Source organism: Microbispora rosea (genome assembly GCF_900156315.1).
Taxonomy (GTDB): domain Bacteria; phylum Actinomycetota; class Actinomycetes; order Streptosporangiales; family Streptosporangiaceae; genus Microbispora; species Microbispora rosea.
The window spans coordinates 231,270-247,275 of the sequence record NZ_FTNI01000006.1; the positions used below are offsets into that span (position 1 = coordinate 231,270).

The following is a 16,006-nucleotide window of genomic DNA, read 5'->3' on the forward strand; positions in this document are numbered from 1 at the left end:
CCTTCGGGAGGGAACGGTCTATACGGGCGTATCTCCGGAAACCCCTCGGCGGGACGCCCGGCGCTCCCACCTGGGCCTCCTCGTGCGCGCCCATGAATCTTTCAGCGGCGCGGGACGACGACGTCCGTACGGGTCAGATGACGGCGACGGCCGTGATGAGGCCGATGAAGAAGTGCGTCACGCCGAGGAGGACGGCGGCGGGCTGCAGCGTGGTCTCCCGGACGAGCTCGCGCACCGAGATGCCGGCGACCTTGTCGAAGGCCACCATGCCGAGCGTCTGCACGGCGATGCCTACCAGGCCGAACACGAGCGTCGCCAGCAGCCCCTCCTGCAGGGCGCCGCCCGACGACCAGATGGAGGCCGCCACGACGAGCCCGACGCCGGCGACGCTGGAGGCGGCCAGCGCCGTGGCGTTGGGATTGCGGTCGGTGCGGATGATCTTGCTGAGCCGTCCGGGCGTCGCCAGGTCGATGACGTAGAACCCGGCGACGAGCAGCAGCACGCCCAGGATGGCGTACGCGAGGATCGCCAGGGCGCCGTGCGCGAGCACGTCGGCGATGGAGGTTGTCGTGTTCACGGGGGCCTTCGCTTTCAGCCGTGGATACGGTGGGGGATTTCAGCCGCGGATGCGGTGGGGGACGAAAGAGGACGTGTCGTCGGTGACGAGGCCGGAGGTCTCCCGGATGCCGAGCCCGGCCGACTCGTCGTCGACCACCCACGCCCCGAGCACCGGACGCCAGCCGTCGAAATCCGGCAGCGGCAGGAACTCCTGGTGGACGAAGCCCTCCCTGCCGTAGTCGCCGTCCGTCTCCACCTCGACGCCCGGCGCGGCGATCCGCATCGAGGCGCCCTCGCGGCCGAGCAGCGGCTTGCGCACGTAGCCGGGGCCGGCGGCCAGCTCGCGGGGACCGTCGAGGTAGGCGGGCAGCAGGTTCGGGTGGCCCGGGTAGAGCTCCCACAGGATCGCCAGCAGGGCCTTGTTGGACAGCAGCATCTTCCACAGCGGCTCGATCCATGTCATGGAGACCTGCTGGGCGAGCGCGTGCGGCGCGAACGGCTCGGCGACGATCCACTCCCAGGGGTACAGCTTGCACAGTGTCCGGACGACCCGGTGCTCCATGTCGACGAACCTGTGGTTGAGCGCGTCCCAGCCGATGTCCTCCATGGCGATCGCCGCCGTGACCAGCCCGGCCTGCTCCGCGGTCTCCTGGAGGTAGCCGATGGTCATCGCCTCCTCGCCCGTCTCGTCGGCGCTGGTCCACGCGAAGTGGGCCGGGCCCGTCTGGAGCGTGAGGGACTTCCAGCGGTCGACCAGGCGCTCGTGGATCGAGTTCCACTGGTCGTCTTCCGGATACACGTCCTTCAGCCAGAACCACTGCACGACGGAGCTCTCGACCAAGCTCGTCGGGGTGTCGGCGTTGTATTCCAGCAGCTTGGCCGGCCCTGTGCCGTCGTAACGCAGGTCGAACCGGCCGAAGACGTGCGGGTCGCGCCGCCGCCACGACTCCGCGACGGCCGCGCGGCAGTGCGGGGGGATGCCGAGGTCGGCGAACCGGCCGGAGGTCACGATGTGGTCGGCCGCGGCCAGGCACATCCGGTGCAGCTCCTCGACCTGCTCCTCCAGGGCCAGGACCTCGTCCATGGTGAAGACGTAGTGGACGCTCTCGTCCCAGTAGGGCCGGGTGAGGCCCTCGGGGTGGGCGGAGCGGTGGAACGCGAGCCCCTGTGACTCGACGAGGGCGGCCCAGTCCTCCCTGGGCGCCGAGCTCAGCCTGCGCATGTGCCGGCCCCGCTCAGCCGCCGCCGCGGGAGTGGAAGCCGAAGCCGCCCCGCTGCACGACCCGCCCCGACCGGGTCGAGATGTGGGCGTCGGCCGGCCGGACCGTCGTGCCGTGGTAGACCCGGCCGCCGTTCCGGGTGCCGCCGTAGTACCAGCGGTACGCGCCGTGCGAGCCGTAGTAGTGGCTGCCACTGCCGCCGTCGTCGTCGCAGAGGTCGTCGTCGACGACCAGATACGACCCGTCCGGGTTGAGCGTCGAGGTGTCCACGCAGTCCGCGCCGACCTCCTCGTAGTCGTCCTGCGCCGCGCAGAAACCGACGACGAGGACGGACAGCACACCCAGGGTGCCCAGTTTGATCGCCGTGGAGGACTTGATGCCGCGCGACGGCGGCGGCGTTCCCGGCGGTGGCGTGCCCATGGCCATGGGGTGCGGGGGCACGGAGGAGCCGCCGGGTGGCGTCGTCGGTGGGGGGCTCTCCCCGGGCTCTGCCAATCGGGCTCCTGCTGTCGAGATCGGCACACATTATCGTCTGGTTGGACGAACGGGACAGGCAGGCGCGGGGTTCCTGATGACTCTGTTATCCGCGTTCCCGGCTGAGATTCCGTACGCCGGGTAGCGTGCGCATGTGGATCCCGTCGAGGCGCTGAAGCGCATCGCCTTCCTGCTGGAACGGGCCGGCGAGCCGACCTACCGCGTGCGCGCCTTCCGGGGCGCCGCCGCCGCGATCGAGGACCTGCCCAGGGGGGAGCTCGTACGGCTCGCGCGCACCGGCGGCCTGACCGAGCTGCGGGGCATCGGCAAGGTCACGGCTCTGGCCGTCACCGAGGCGCTGGACGGCGCCGTGCCGACCTACCTGCGGCGGCTGGAGGACACCAAGGACGTCGACCTGGACGAGGCCGCGCAGGCGCTGCGGTCCGCGCTGCGCGGCGACTTCCACAGCCACTCCGACTGGTCGGACGGCGGTTCGCCCATCGAGGAGATGGCCGACGCCGCCCGCTCGCTCGGTCACGAGTACCTGGCGCTGACCGACCACTCGCCCCGGCTGACCGTCGCGCACGGCCTGTCCGCCGACCGGTTGCGGCGGCAGCTCGACGTGGTCGCCGAGCTCAACGAGCGGTACGCGGGGGACGGCGGCCCGCCGTTCCGGATCCTGACCGGCATCGAGGTGGACATCACCGCGGACGGCTCGCTCGACCAGGAGCCGGAGCTGCTCGAACGGCTCGATGTCGTGGTGGCGAGCGTCCACTCGCTGCTGCGGATGGAGGCCGCGGACATGACCCGGCGGATGGTCGCGGCGGTGGCAGACCCCGACGTGGACGTCCTCGGGCACTGCACCGGCCGCGTCGTACGCGGGCGCGGGCGGCCGGAGTCCCGGTTCGACGCCGAGATCGTCTTCGAGGCGTGCCGGAGGTTCGGGGTCGCGGTGGAGATCAACTCCAGGCCCGACCGGCTCGACCCGCCCAAGCGCCTGATGCGGCTGGCGTACGAGATGGGCTGCGAGTTCGCGATCGACTCCGACGCCCACGCACCCGGCCAGCTCGACTGGCAGCGGTTCGGGTGCGAGCGCGCGGCCCTGTGCGGGATACCGCCCGAGCGCATCCGCAACACCCGCCCCTGGGGGATTGCCGCGGACGTGGGGTGATAGTGCTGTGGCGTCCGAGTGAGGCGTGTTGTGTGGGTTTCGCCGGACTGATCGACGTAGCGTCGAATCATGAAACGCCGCGACGCGCTGGTGAAGGAGCTGGAATCCGCCGGATGCCTGCCGGCCCGCGAGCTCGCCTCGCGTCTCGGGGTCAGCAAGAGCACCGTCGTGCGCGACGTCGCGAAGCTTCGGGAGGCCGGCGTCCCGATCCGGCTCGACCAGGGCGGGTACGCGCTCGCGGGCCCCGACTCCGTGAAGCGCGCCATCGACAGGGCGCTGCGCGGGCGGCACGTGCTGCGCCTGGAGTACGTCAACAGCAAGGGCGTGCCCACCGTCAGGGACGTCGAGCCGAGCATCTGCCTCGGAGGCAGGGGCGGGCACTGGTATCTGGTGGCCTGGTGCCGGTTACGCGACGACGTGCGCGTCTTCCGGCTCGACCGCATCTCCTGGGCCGAGGTCATGGACGAGCGTTTCCCCGAGCCGGGCCGCGACCGTCTCGCCGAGCTCGCCGAGGCCGTCGGCGGCTGACCCTGCCGTCCGCCGACCGGTCCGCGCGCCGTGCCGCGGGTTCGTCCGGCCGAACCCCGGCCGAACCCCGGCCGAACCCCGGGAGGCGCCGCCGGGAGCGGCGGAGTCGTGCCGGCCCGCGAATCCACGCGCCGCTGTGACGTCTGCGCCGACCTGCGCCGACGGGATGTAGTCGAACGCGTCAGCGAGAAATGTCGGTGGGGTGGCCTACCCTCTGCGGCGTGAACCGTACCGACCGGCTCTACGCGATCGTCGAGGACCTGCGGGCGATCTCCCCGCGCTGCCGGTCCGCGCGTGAGCTCGCCCTGCGCTTCGAGGTGAGCTCGCGGACCATAGAGCGGGACATCTCCGCGCTGCAGCAGGCAGGCGTGCCGATCTACGCGGAGGTCGGGCGCAGGGGAGGGTACGCGCTGGACAAGAGCATGTCCCTGCCCCCGCTCAACTTCACCCCCGCCGAGGCCGTGGCGGTGGCGATCGCCCTCAGCCGCACAGAACAGCAGCCCTTCGCCGACGAGGCGCGCAGCGCGCTGCGCAAGCTCGTCGCCGCCATGCCCGGCCCAGAGGGGGACCGGGCCCGGCAACTGGCCGCCCGCGTGCAGATCCTCACCGACGACAAGCCGGAGTCCCGATACACCGGGTCGATCGGCAGGGTCATCGAGGAGGCCCTGCTCAAGGGGGTCGTCTTACGCATCCACTACGGCGACGCTCAGAGCGTGCTGACGACCAGGGAGGTGGAGCCCGGGGCGTTCGTCGGCGGGCGGAGCGGGTGGTGGTATCTGGTGGCCTGGTGCCGGCTGCGCGACGCCGTCCGCGTCTTCCGGCTCGACCGCATCGTCGAGGCCGTCCTCACCGAGGACCCGGTGCCCGGCCGGCCCCTGGAGGCGTTCGACGCCTGCGTGCCGGACATGATCGCGCGCACACCGGTGCTCGACTGACCGTTGTTTCGAAAAAATGTTCGTGAGTTTCTGGAAACGCCGACAGGGGGGTGTCGCCGGAGAGCGGGAGGCTCTACTCACACGACGAGGAACCGGCCGTGGCCCACCGAGCACCTTCCCCGCTCGTCACGCCGCCGCCGGAGCCGTCGCCCAGGAGAGCAACGCCCGCAGAGGCAACAGAGAAAGAGACCGATGATGACCACTCCCGCCGCCCCCGCCGTCAACACCGTCGCGTGGTTCGAGATCGCGAGCGACGACCCCGAGGGTGTCCAGCGCTTCTACGGCGACCTGTTCGGCTGGCGGTTCCGCACGGACGAGGGCTCGGCCGCCATGGGCATGGACTACCGGCTCATCAGCTACGGCGGTGACGACGGGGTGCGCGGCGGCGTGTTCGGCACCCGCGGCGACATGCCCGGTCACGCCGTCTTCACGGTGCTCGTGCGGGATGTGGCCGAGACCTGCCGCACGGTGGAGGCCCTGGGCGGGAAGGTGCTCAGCCAGGTCGTGGGCAACGAGGGCGGCCCCGACTTCGCCTACCTCCACGACACGTCCGGCAACCTCTTCGGCGTCTTCGCTCCCGCCGGTTCCTGACCGGCCGGAGCGCACCCAGGCCGTCCGAACGCCCGCCGGGATCCCCCGTGCTTCCCCTGCGGCGCCTTTCCCTCCGGGCCCTTCCCCTCCGGGCCGTCAGGGCGCTCGGACGGCCGTACCCCGCCCCCGCCGGCCGGGTGGGGTCCGCCGGCCGCCCGTTCGAGGTGCCGAACGGGCGGCCGGCGGCGGCGCGTCGCCACGCCTGCGGTGGCGGTGCCTGCGAGAAAGGCCGGCGGCGGTTGCGTCGTGCCCGGTTGCTCCGTCTGCGGTTGCTTCGTCTGTCCGGTGGAGACACGCGGACCGATACCGACGGGCGCCGAGGCGGGCCTCGTCACGCCTCCGGCTGCCGGTGCTGCAACTGGCGGCGCAGCTCGGCGATCTCCCGCTCCAGGTCGGCGACGTCCGGAGCGCCGGACTCGCCCGGGCCCTGTCCCGCCGCGGCCTGCGACCGCTGCTGCCCGTAGGGCGAGGGAGCGGGACGCACGTACTGCGTCGCGCCGTCGGGCCGCTGGGGATCGTAGCCCCCGCCCGGCCGCTGGGGATCGTGGTCGTGCGCGCGTGCGGCCTCGTAGCCTCCGCCCGCCCGCCCGGGCTGGTGGCCGTTGGCCGGCGGCAGGCTCTGCGGCTGCCAGCCCTGCGGCAGCCCGGGCAGCTCGTGGAGCACCTGGCCGTTCACCGCCTGCCGGTCGTAGCCGCCGCCCGCCTGCGCCGGGAAGCCGCCGCCGTTCACGCCGGGATACGGCCCGCCGTACGCGGGCGAGGGCGACCGGCCCTGCGGAGAGGAGGAGCTCTTCCTGCGCCTGCGCATGAGGAGCAGCAGCAGGACGCCGCCGCCGATCACGATCAGGACACCGGCGCCGGCGGCGGCCCACAGCCACACCGGCTGCGGGGTCTCGTCCTTGCCGGACGAGATCGCCTGCTGCGAGTCGGTGATGTACTTCGCGACGTAAGGGTGGCCCGGGAACAGCGCCTGCACCTCGCGGAACTTCGGCAGCGCGTCCTTGTAGTGCCGCTGGAAGAAGTCGTCGAGCGCCTCGTTGTACTTCGTCGTCGTCAGCGACGCGGCGGGCTTGACGTTCTTCTCGTTGAGCTTCTCCTTGATGATCGAGACCGGGAGCACGAAGCTCTCGTTCTCCGACGCCTCGCCGTTCTCGCTCACGGTGCCGGCGATCAGCATGCCGACGACCTTGCCCGCACGGCTGAAGACGGGACCCCCGGAGTTGCCGTGGTAGGAGGGCGCCTGCGTCTGGATGTACGGCACGCCTTCCTGCGTGCTGCGCTTGGCGTTGTACGGTCCCTCGGTCAGCGCGGGGTCGAGTTTCGACTCGATGCTGAACCACGGCGTGTTTGTCACCAGGCCGGGGAAGCCGCTGATGTAGAGCGTGTCGCCGGTCTGCACGTCGGCGTCGTCGCCGAGCGGCACGGTCGGCAGGTTCTGCTGGCCGTTGACCTTGAGCAGCGCGAAGTCCTTGCCCGGGTAGCTCTCGCCGACCGACACCAGCTCGGCCGGGACCTCCTTGGCCGTCTTGTCGACGCCGCCGCCGGGCAGGCTCTGCAGGACCGACAGGCTCTTGCGCAGGCCGCGGATCTCCAGGTGGGTGCTGTTGAAGGTGACGTAGATCTGCTGGACGAGCTCGATCATCTCCTTGTCGGCCTCGAAGTTCCGCAGGGCGTTGATCATGTCCTTCGCGTCCTGCTTGTTGAACTTCTCCAGCGCCTGCTGCGCGAAGGTCTGCGACAGCTCCTCGTTGCTCATCTCGACGCAGTGCGCGCCGGTGACCATGTAGCCGTCGGGGGTCACCCACCAGCCCGTGCACATGCCGCCGACCTGCGCCTTGACCGTGCGCTCTGGGCCGACGGGCTGGAGATACCGGTCGACGTCGGCCGCCACGCGCTGGAAGAGGAACTTGGCGATGCTCCGCTCGTCGGAGGGGATCTTGCCGGCGAGCACGGCCCGGGTGGCCTCGTTGGTCAGCTGGTCCCACGCGGCTTCCTTGGCCTGGCTGCTCGGGACGACGACCTCGCCGGAGTAGGTGATGCTGGTGAGCTGCACGGCCGGGTGGGTGCGAGCGGCCAGCCGGGTGCCGACGGGGACCTCGTCCCCCGTGTCCGCCGAAGCGGGAGCGGCCACGACGAGCAGGGCGAACGCCGCCGTCGCGGCCATCCCTCCGGTCAGTCTGCCGAAGTATTTCCTGAGATTTCCATCCACGGCCGCAAGAGTGATGGAACGGTCTTGTCTCTTGCTTGGAGGTGGCTTGGGACCGGCCGGTGGCGCGCTGCAACGCCGCATCCGCGCCGCTCAGGTGGGGTGAGGGCGCCGGAGACGACCCGGAGACGACGGCGGCCCCCGCCGGAGCGGGGGCCGCCGGACGATCCGCGGATCAGACGCCCATCGACTGGGTGTCGTTGGTCTCCGGGGTCTGCTGAGCCACCACCTCGGTCACCCCGTTCTTGAGGTGATAACGGGCGACGGCCTCCTGCAGCGTCTCGGCCTTGATCTCGCCGCGCCGTACGAGCTGCGTCAGCACCGCCAGCGTGATCGAGGCCGCGTCCACGTGGAAGTGGCGGCGCAGCGCAGAACGCGTGTCGGACAGGCCGAAACCGTCGGTGCCGAGCGAGGTCCAGTCGCCGGGCACCCACTGGGCGATCTGGTCCGGGACGGCGCGCATGTAGTCGCTGACGCCCACGAACGGCCCCGGCACACCCGACAGCTTGGTGGTCACGTACGGCACGCGCTGCTCGGCGTCGGGGTTGAGCAGGTTGTGCTCCTCGACGTCCAGGGCGTCCCTGCGCAGCTCGCTCCAGGAGGTGGCCGACCAGACCGAGGCCGACACGCCCCAGTCCTCCGCCAGCATCCGCTGCGCCTCCAGCGCCCACGGGCCGGCGACGCCGGACACCAGGATGTTCGCCTTCGGCCCGTCGCCCGTCGCCGGGGCGTAGAGGTAGAGGCCCTTGAGGATGCCCTCCACGTCCACGCCCTCCGGCTCGGCCGGCTGCGGATAGGGCTCGTTGTAGACGGTCAGGTAGTAGAAGACGTCCTCGGGGTGCTCCCCGTACATCCTCCGCAGGCCGTCCTTGACGATGTGCGCGATCTCGAACGCCCACGCCGGGTCGTACGCCACGGCCGCGGGGTTGGTCGAGGCGATCAGCGGCGTGTGGCCGTCCTCGTGCTGCAGGCCCTCGCCGTTCAGCGTGGTGCGGCCGGCCGTCGCGCCGAGCAGGAAGCCCCGGCCCATCTGGTCGCCGAGCTGCCACATCTGGTCGGCGGTCCGCTGGAACCCGAACATCGAGTAGAAGATGTAGACCGGGATCATGTGCTCGCCGTGGGTGGCGTACGACGAGCCCGCCGCGAGGACCGAGCCCATCGAGCCGGCCTCGCTGATGCCCTCGTGCAGGATCTGACCCTCGGTCGACTCCTTGTACGACAGCAGCAGCTCGCGGTCGACCGCCTCGTACGTCTGCCCGTGGGGCGAGTAGATCTTGGCGGTCGGGAACATCGCGTCCACACCGAACGTGCGGGCCTCGTCCGGGATGATCGGCACGAACCTGGCGCCGATCTCCTTGTCCCGCATGAGGTCCTTGAGCAGGCGGACGAACGCCATCGTGGTGGCGACGTTCTGCTTGCCGGAGCCCTTGCGCAGGCCCGAGTAGACGGGGTCGCCGGGAAGCTTGAGCGGCTTGGCGCGTACGACCCGCTTGGGCAGGTAGCCGCCGAGCGCCGCCCGGCGCTCCTTCATGTAGGCGATCTCGTCGTTGTCCTCGCCCGGGTGGAAGTACGGCGGGAGGTCGGCCTCGAGGTCCTTGTCCGGGATGGGCAGGTAGAGCCGGTCGCGGAACTCCTTGAGCTCGGCCTTGCTCATCTTCTTCATCTGGTGCGTGGCGTTGCGCGCCTCGAAGTCCTTGCCGAGCGTCCAGCCCTTGATCGTCTGGGCCAGGATGACGGTCGGCTGGCCGACGTGCTCGCGGGCCGCCTTGAACGCGGCGTACACCTTGCGGTAGTCGTGGCCGCCGCGCGACAGCTTGCGGATGTCGTCGTCGGTCATGTGCTCGACCATCTTGCGCAGGCGCGGGTCGCCGCCGAAGAAGTTCTCGCGGATGTAGGCGCCCGACTCGACCGAGTAGGTCTGGAACTGCCCGTCGGGCGTGGTGTTCATCTGGTTGACCAGCACGCCGTCGACGTCGGCCGCGAGCAGCGGGTCCCAGTCACGGCCCCAGACGACCTTGATGACGTTCCAGCCGGCGCCGCGGAAGTACGACTCCAGCTCCTGGATGATCTTGCCGTTGCCGCGTACCGGCCCGTCGAGCCGCTGCAGGTTGCAGTTGATGACGAAGGTGAGGTTGTCGAGCTCCTCGCGGGCGGCCACGCCGATCGCGCCGAGCGACTCGGGCTCGTCCATCTCGCCGTCGCCGAGGAAGCACCAGACATGGCTGCGGCTGGTGTCCTTGATCTTGCGGCTGAGCAGGTAGCGGTTGAACCGCGCCTGGTAGATCGCACCGATCGGGCCGAGACCCATGGAGACCGTGGGGAACTCCCAGAAGTTCGGCATCAGCCGCGGGTGCGGGTAGGACGGCAGGCCCTTGATCCCGTGGGACAGCTCCTGGCGGAACGCGTCGAGCTGCGGCGCGTCGAGGCGGCCCTCCAGGAAGGCGCGGGCGTAGATGCCCGGGGCCGCGTGGCCCTGGATGAAGATCTGGTCGCCCGACTCCCCGTGGTCCTTGCCGCGGAAGAAGTGGTTGAAGCCCACCTCGTAAAGCGAGGCCGCGGACGCGTAGGTGGCGATGTGGCCGCCGACGTTGGTCCGCGCGTTGGCACGGGTCACCATCACCGCCGCGTTCCAGCGGATGTAGGCCCGGATGCGGCGCTCGACGTACTCGTCCCCGGGGAACCAGGGCTCGCGCTCCGGGGGGATGGTGTTGATGTAGTCCGTGCTGCGCAGGCCGGGCACGCCGACCTGGTGTTCGCGGGCGCGCTCGAGCAGCCGGAGCATCAGGTAGCGGGCACGAGTGCGGCCCTCGGTCTTGATGACGTTGTCGAGCGATTCGAGCCATTCGTTGGTCTCGCTCGGATCGACATCAGGCAACTGGCTGGGTAGGCCGTCACTGATGATCGAATAACGCTGGCGTCCGGAAGCCACTGGGTCTCGCCTTCCGAGAATGGACTTTGTCTCGTCGGATCTGTTACGTCTGTGTTGCCTGCTGCGATGCGGTCAGCGCATGATCGCGGCGTTGCGGTCTTCTTCCATCCTGTCTCGTCCCACCGGAAAGTGCATCTCTACCGCCCGGTAACCGGACCGTCCGCGCTGGCTACGGGGCAGGTCTTGGCCTAGACCACCGATGGTAGGACGATTTTTACCAACCATCCATTCCCGACCTCCGCCGGGGGCGTCGCGAGATCGCGGACGTCACATCATGCCTGGTCGGAGGCTCCCTACCCGGCCTGACCGCGCCCTACCCGGAAGCGCGGGCGAAGTCGCCGCGCGGTCGCGGTCCTCGCCATTCCGTAATCGTCTTCGGTGCCCTTTCGCCTCGCCTGTCTCCAGGTCCACGGCATGTCGCAGGAAACGGCCGTACGGGGCCGGTGGTGGTGGGACGGCCACGTAACGTTTTGGTATGAGTTGTCCCTTCCTCTGAGGAGAGGGGGGTTTCTGCTCTTTCCAGGTGGCGATAGCCGTACAAGGCTCTGGAGAGAGGGGGACCGAGATGCACGCAACGGTTGGGGACCGGCTGGTGGTGCACGGTGCCGTCGTGGGCGACCACGAGAAGCACGGTGTGATCGTCGAGGTCCGCGGTCCGGAGGGCGGCCCGCCGTTCCTGGTGAAGTACGAGGATGGGCACGAGGCGCTCGTCTTCCCCGGCCCGGATGCCGTCGTCCTCCCAGCTCAGCGCGAATCGTAATATCGCGGATGTGAAATCGACGGTGATCGAGGTGCGGACCGGCGCGCGCGAGCGCGTGCACGACATGACGAAGGAGTGCGCCGATTTCGTGCGCGAGTGCGGGGGAGACGGGCTGCTGCACGTCTTCGTCCCGCACGCGACGGCGGGCGTGGCGCTACTGGAGCTCGGCTCCGGCAGCGACGAGGACCTGCTGGCCGCTCTGGGGGACCTGCTGCCGGCGGACGACCGGTGGCGGCATGCGCACGGCTCCCGTGGGCACGGGAGGTCGCATGTCATGCCCGCCTTCATTCCGCCGTACGCGACCGTTCCCGTCCTCGGGGGCAGGCTGGCACTGGGGACCTGGCAGTCGGTCGCCCTGATCGACCTCAACGTCGACAACCCCGACAGGCGTGTACGTTTGTCGTTTTTGACCGATTAAGAGATAACGGTGCGGGTCACCCGCCGTGGCGACCGTTGACGACGAAGGGTCGCAGCGTGTGGACTGTGCCGAAGCATGGCTCTCAACGAGCCGGGACAACCGCAAACATCGGCGGGGTCACCCAAGCAGGAGGGATAAACGTGAGCGCGACCGCGGGTCAGGCGCAGGACGAGCGCGGCCTGGCCGAACGACTCGGCCTCAAAGCCGGTCAGGTGGTGCAGGAGGTCGGCTGGGACGAGGACTGCGACGAGGCGCTGCGCCAGTCCATCGAGGAGCTGACCGGCAACGAGCTGGTGGACGAGGACTACGAGGACGTCGTCGACGTGGTGCTGCTCTGGTGGCGTGACGGCGACGGCGACCTCTTCGACGCGCTGAGCGACGCGATGACCGCACTCGCCGACGGAGGCCAGATCTGGCTGCTGACCCCCAAGGCGGGGCGCGAGGGCCACGTGGAGCCCAGCGACATCGGTGAGGACGCGGCGACCGCCGGGCTGTCGCAGACGAGCAGCGTGAGCGCCGCCAGGGACTGGTCGGGCACGAGGCTCGTCGCCCCGAAGGCCCGCCGCTGAGTATTGCCCTGCCGTACGGCCTGGGGATGCCGTACGGCAGGATGATGGGCGGACACCTGGGGAGGGACTGCTCATGGCGATAGAGGTCGGGCAGCGGGCTCCGGATTTCACGCTCAAGGACCAGCACGGCGTTCCCGTGCGCCTGTCCGGCCTGCGGGGCAGAACGGTGATGCTCGTCTTCTATCCCCTGTCCTTCAGTCCCGTCTGCCATGGCGAGCTCGCGGCCATTCGCGACGAGCTCGCCCGCTCGCTGCCTTCGCACGTCCAGGTGCTGGCGGTGTCGGTCGACTCGATGTTCAGTCAGCGCGCCTGGGCCGACCAGGAGGGCTTCTCCTTCCCCCTGTTGTCGGATTTCTGGCCCCACGGTGAGGTCGCCCGGGCGTACGGTGTCCTCGATGAGGACAGGGGCCTCGCGCTCCGGGGCACGTTCATCATCGACGGCGAAGGCGTCGTGCGCTGGAAGGTCGTCAACCCGATCGGTTCCGCACGCGATCTCGACGAGTACCGGAAGGCGCTCGCGGACATCTGATCGTTTCATTGCCCGCCCCCGGGCACTGACATATTCGACTCCGACTCCGACTCGCCCCATTGGAGGCCACGATGCCCTGCTACAGGTGCGGGGCCCGGCAGACCGACCCCGTCCGCGGCGCCAGCCCCTGGAAGCGCGGGGTGCGTCGCGAAGCGCAGGTCCTCGTCTGCCCGGACTGCCAGCGTGTGCACGACCTCGATCTCGACACGTGCGCCTCGTGCGGCTCGATCGCGCTGATCTGCCGCCTGGGGGAGATCGAGTGCCGCTCCTGCGGTGAGGTGCGGCTCGCCCGCGCCGGCGAGCCGCTCGTCACGGCCGGCTCGCCGGGTTCCGCCCGCATGCCCGGCCTCGCCGCGGAGGTGGAGGCGGCACTCGACCGCGTCCTGGGCCGCTCGTGACGTACGTCGTCGCACTGGACGTGGGCGGCACCTCCATGAAGGGCGGCCTCGTCACCCGGTGGGGCGAGGTCACCGTCCTCGCCGGGCGCCCCACGGGGCGTGAGAACGGCCCCGGCGCGGTCGTGGACGCCGTGCGCGCCTACGCCGGCGAGATCGCCGACCTCGGCCGCTCCCGGTACGGCGCCGAGCCCGCCGGGGTGGGCCTGGCCGTCCCGGGCATCGTCACCGCGTCCACCGCCGTCTACTCGGCCAACATCGGCTGGCGGGACGTGCCCGCCGAGGCGTTCACCCCTCCCGGCGTTCCGGCGCGGCTCGGCCACGACGTCCGCACGGGCGGCCTGGCCGAGAGCGTCTTCGGCGCGGGCCGCGACGTCGCCGACTTCCTCTTCCTGCCCATCGGCACCGGCATCGCGGGAGCGGTGGTGCTCCGCGGCGAGCCGTACGGCGGCGCGCACGGCTGGGGCGGCGAGATCGGGCACGCGTCCGTCTGGCCGGCGGGGGACAAGTGCGCCTGCGGGCAGATCGGCTGCCTGGAGACCTACGCCTCCGCCTCGGCCGTGGCCCGCCGCTTCACGAGCCGCTCCGGCCGTACGGCGACCGCGAAGGAGGTCGTCGAACTCGCGGTCGCGGGAGACCCGGTGGCCGCCGAGGTGTTCGGCGAGGCGATCGAGGCCCTGGCCATCGCCCTCGCGTCGTACGTGCTCGTGCTCGACCCGGCCCTGATCGTCATCGGCGGCGGCCTGGCCGAGGCCGGTGCGGCCCTGTTCGACCCGTTACGGGAACGGCTCGCCGGCCGGCTGGCCTTCCGGGAGCCCCCGCCCGTACGCCCGGCCGCCCTGGGCCCTCGGGCGGGCATGCTGGGTGCGGCCCTCCTCGGCTGGCAGGCGGCGGGAGACGGCGACGCGGGCGCCGGCTGGTCACTCGATGTGCTGAGAGGCGGGTCGGTGTCGTAAGGTGTAGTCCGGTCCGGGCGGTTAGCTCAGCGGTAGAGCACTCGCCTTACAAGCGAGGGGTCACTGGTTCGAACCCAGTACCGCCCACCAGCCGAAACAAGCCCCGTAGCGATCACGGTACGGGGCTTCGTGCGGTCAACGTGCCATTAGCTTTGGGTTCTGACCCGTCTGATCTCGCCGCCACGGCTTCCTCTCGACACCGTAATCATGGTCGGCGTCCCTCAGTGACAACAGACTGGGAGCGTGAGTGTCATCCGCGAGGAAGTGCAGCACCGGAGGAATCAGTTGCCGTCCGCTACGGAGCAGGTTCGAGAGCGGCTGACCGAGTCCGCCCCGGCGGAGCGTCACCTCCCCTTCGTTGCGTCGTTCGAGGCGGAGCCGGACCTTGCCGAGAGGCATGAAGAGATCCTGCGCTCGGACATGGGGTGCTGACACGGCCCCTACGACACTGGTCTTCATCTCGATCTTCGTCAGGCGGTGGGGCGCTCGTGCGCCCCAGTAGTCGGGGAGTCACGTCCTGGACTGAGCACTCGTCAAGACCTGTGGATCACGAGTTCCTAAGCAGCTGCTGGTGAGGGCTGATCGTCGGGGCGTTCGAGGAGCTTGCCGTTGATGAAGGTCGCTCCGGCGCGGACCAGGGCAACGAGGTGGGGAGCGTTGACCGCGCGCCAGCGGGCCTGGGCCGATTCGATCAGCTTGAAGGCCATGGCCAGCCCGGCCGCCTGGGATCCGGGGCCTTTGGTGACCTTGGTGCGGTGCCGGACCGTGGCGAACATCACTCGATCGGGTTGGTCGTGCGCAGATGCACGCGATGCACGCGGCGCGCGGACCTCGATGGCGCCGGCCGCGGTAAGCACCTCGCGCGCCTGGTGGTAGCCGTTGCGGAGACCTACATGATCATCGGGAAGGCACACCCCTTCCCTGAAGATCTACAGGTTCTAAGCATTGCTCTCCTGGACTTGCACGTCGGTCCGCGTGCGATCACTTCCTCAAGTCCTGTGTTTGCCTGGGCCGCATCGAGTGCCTGTACGTAGACTGACGGCATGAGCGCGCAACCGCAGGAGTTCACCCCCGAAGGTCCTCTTCCGGAGAAGAATCTGCGTGCCATCCGTAGAGCGTTGGTCGTGCCCCAGGACCGAGAGGGGTTCGACGCAGGTCTTGACGTCGTCCTGGCTGAGGTCCGCGCCAGTTTGGACCTCGGTCGGTTGAGCGAGTTCATCCACACCTGGTGGCTGATCGCGTGCGACTCCGTCAAAGATCCGCAGGGCCGCAGAGACGTCTACGAGCGGGCTGCCCACGTCCAGGAACTGGCCGACGCCGGCCAACCGATTCCTCGGGGCGGCAAGACGTGGCGCCAACTGCTGGCGGAGCGCGGGGTCGAGCGGTAGGTGTACTCGATTGTCGAACCCGATCCTGTCGCTCAAGAACAGATCGCGGCCCTGCCGGACGATGCCTTGCGGTATCTGGCCGGGGTACTGGACCTGATTGAGCTTGAGCCCTGGGCCGGTGGACCGCAGTCGCCAAGCAAGCCCGACGGCAACATGCGGGTCATGCCGTTTGGGGAGCGTGGGCTGGTGACCTATTTCGCATTGGAGCCCCAGCGCGAGGTGTACATCGTTCGTGTGCAGTGGATCTAACCGTCCGGCTGCTCTCAGGCATGGCCGCACTGGGTGACTATCTGGGTGACAATCGCCGTGGACGAGCCTGGATGGCGGTGGACAACGGTGAACTGTACGCCCAGGTCGGCGCGGGTGCCGCTGGTCCCGC

Annotated in this window: 18 protein-coding genes, 1 tRNA gene and 1 pseudogene; 14 read left to right on the forward strand and 6 right to left on the reverse strand. The window is 70.0% G+C overall.

Features of this window, described 5'->3' with window-relative positions; genetic code table 11:
* Nucleotides 1–133: 133 nt before the first annotated feature.
* Genes BXA11_RS11445 through BXA11_RS11455 form a run of 3 tightly spaced genes read right to left on the reverse strand, consistent with a single transcriptional unit; the run spans nt 134 to nt 2,273 of the window.
* On the reverse strand, nt 134–577 hold the full coding sequence (locus BXA11_RS11445) for a DUF350 domain-containing protein (protein ID WP_030505671.1): 444 nt from the start codon (nt 575–577) through the stop codon (nt 134–136).
* A gap of 39 nt (nt 578–616) precedes the next feature.
* The gene (locus BXA11_RS11450; protein WP_076434474.1) at nt 617–1,780 is read right to left on the reverse strand and encodes a glutathionylspermidine synthase family protein; all 1,164 of its coding nucleotides are present in this window, start codon (nt 1,778–1,780) and stop codon (nt 617–619) included.
* 13 nt (nt 1,781–1,793) lie between these two features.
* Nucleotides 1,794–2,273 (reverse strand): hypothetical protein, encoded by a 480-nt coding sequence (locus BXA11_RS11455; protein WP_239104931.1) that lies wholly within the window; start codon nt 2,271–2,273, stop codon nt 1,794–1,796.
* Nucleotides 2,274–2,406: 133 nt separating this feature from the next.
* Here BXA11_RS11455 and BXA11_RS11460 point away from each other — a divergent pair, with 133 nt between their 5' ends.
* From BXA11_RS11460 to BXA11_RS11475, 4 genes are all read left to right on the forward strand, one after another.
* Nucleotides 2,407–3,423 (forward strand): PHP domain-containing protein, encoded by a 1,017-nt coding sequence (locus BXA11_RS11460; protein WP_076434475.1) that lies wholly within the window; start codon nt 2,407–2,409, stop codon nt 3,421–3,423.
* Between the two features lie 69 nt (nt 3,424–3,492).
* On the forward strand, nt 3,493–3,951 hold the full coding sequence (locus BXA11_RS11465) for a helix-turn-helix transcriptional regulator (RefSeq protein ID WP_076434476.1): 459 nt from the start codon (nt 3,493–3,495) through the stop codon (nt 3,949–3,951).
* A gap of 221 nt (nt 3,952–4,172) precedes the next feature.
* Complete coding sequence (locus tag BXA11_RS11470; protein ID WP_204053578.1) at nt 4,173–4,886, forward strand: helix-turn-helix transcriptional regulator; 714 nt, start codon at nt 4,173–4,175, stop codon at nt 4,884–4,886.
* A 195-nt stretch (nt 4,887–5,081) separates the two neighbouring features.
* Complete coding sequence (locus BXA11_RS11475; RefSeq protein ID WP_076434562.1) at nt 5,082–5,477, forward strand: VOC family protein; 396 nt, start codon at nt 5,082–5,084, stop codon at nt 5,475–5,477.
* Between the two features lie 331 nt (nt 5,478–5,808).
* Here the strand turns inward: BXA11_RS11475 and BXA11_RS11480 are convergent, their stop codons facing one another.
* Together BXA11_RS11480 and aceE are read right to left on the reverse strand one after the other, a co-directional pair.
* Entirely contained in the window at nt 5,809–7,686 is a 1,878-nt protein-coding gene (locus BXA11_RS11480; RefSeq protein WP_239104929.1) for a S1 family peptidase, read from the reverse strand.
* 172 nt (nt 7,687–7,858) lie between these two features.
* A complete protein-coding gene (aceE, locus tag BXA11_RS11485) occupies nt 7,859–10,612 on the reverse strand; it encodes a pyruvate dehydrogenase (acetyl-transferring), homodimeric type (RefSeq protein ID WP_076434479.1) in 2,754 nt (917 codons plus the stop codon).
* Between the two features lie 565 nt (nt 10,613–11,177).
* On the opposite strand from aceE, the gene BXA11_RS11490 reads away from it, so the two are divergent.
* The 8 genes from BXA11_RS11490 to BXA11_RS42025 all read left to right on the forward strand — a co-directional run bounded on the left by BXA11_RS11490 (nt 11,178) and on the right by BXA11_RS42025 (nt 14,671).
* On the forward strand, nt 11,178–11,372 hold the full coding sequence (locus tag BXA11_RS11490) for a DUF1918 domain-containing protein (protein ID WP_030505662.1): 195 nt from the start codon (nt 11,178–11,180) through the stop codon (nt 11,370–11,372).
* Between the two features lie 64 nt (nt 11,373–11,436).
* Entirely contained in the window at nt 11,437–11,790 is a 354-nt protein-coding gene (locus BXA11_RS11495) for a YjbQ family protein (protein WP_223867350.1), read from the forward strand.
* 140 nt (nt 11,791–11,930) lie between these two features.
* On the forward strand, nt 11,931–12,359 hold the full coding sequence (locus BXA11_RS11500; RefSeq protein ID WP_030505660.1) for a DUF3052 domain-containing protein: 429 nt from the start codon (nt 11,931–11,933) through the stop codon (nt 12,357–12,359).
* A gap of 73 nt (nt 12,360–12,432) precedes the next feature.
* Nucleotides 12,433–12,888 carry a peroxiredoxin gene (locus BXA11_RS11505; protein WP_076434480.1) on the forward strand — a complete coding sequence of 152 codons (456 nt, stop codon included), beginning with the start codon at nt 12,433–12,435 and terminating at the stop codon, nt 12,886–12,888.
* A gap of 71 nt (nt 12,889–12,959) precedes the next feature.
* Entirely contained in the window at nt 12,960–13,286 is a 327-nt protein-coding gene (locus tag BXA11_RS11510; RefSeq protein WP_076434563.1) for a hypothetical protein, read from the forward strand.
* Nucleotides 13,283–14,239, forward strand: a complete 957-nt coding sequence (locus BXA11_RS11515) for an ROK family protein (protein WP_076434481.1) — start codon at nt 13,283–13,285, stop codon at nt 14,237–14,239. Before BXA11_RS11510 ends, BXA11_RS11515 begins: the two co-directional genes overlap by 4 nt.
* 15 nt (nt 14,240–14,254) lie before the next feature.
* Nucleotides 14,255–14,329 (forward strand) — tRNA-Val (locus BXA11_RS11520).
* Between the two features lie 153 nt (nt 14,330–14,482).
* The gene (locus tag BXA11_RS42025; RefSeq protein WP_143734199.1) at nt 14,483–14,671 is read left to right on the forward strand and encodes a hypothetical protein; all 189 of its coding nucleotides are present in this window, start codon (nt 14,483–14,485) and stop codon (nt 14,669–14,671) included.
* 125 nt (nt 14,672–14,796) lie between these two features.
* Here the strand turns inward: BXA11_RS42025 and BXA11_RS11525 are convergent.
* Nucleotides 14,797–15,053 (reverse strand): annotated as a pseudogene (locus tag BXA11_RS11525) (IS256 family transposase); the annotation flags it as partial.
* Nucleotides 15,054–15,282: 229 nt separating this feature from the next.
* Between BXA11_RS11525 and BXA11_RS11530 the strand changes: the two are divergent.
* On the forward strand, nt 15,283–15,627 hold the full coding sequence (locus tag BXA11_RS11530) for a DUF6247 family protein (protein WP_076434482.1): 345 nt from the start codon (nt 15,283–15,285) through the stop codon (nt 15,625–15,627).
* Nucleotides 15,628–15,876 (forward strand): hypothetical protein, encoded by a 249-nt coding sequence (locus BXA11_RS11535; protein ID WP_076434483.1) that lies wholly within the window; start codon nt 15,628–15,630, stop codon nt 15,874–15,876.
* Nucleotides 15,877–16,006: the final 130 nt, after the last annotated feature.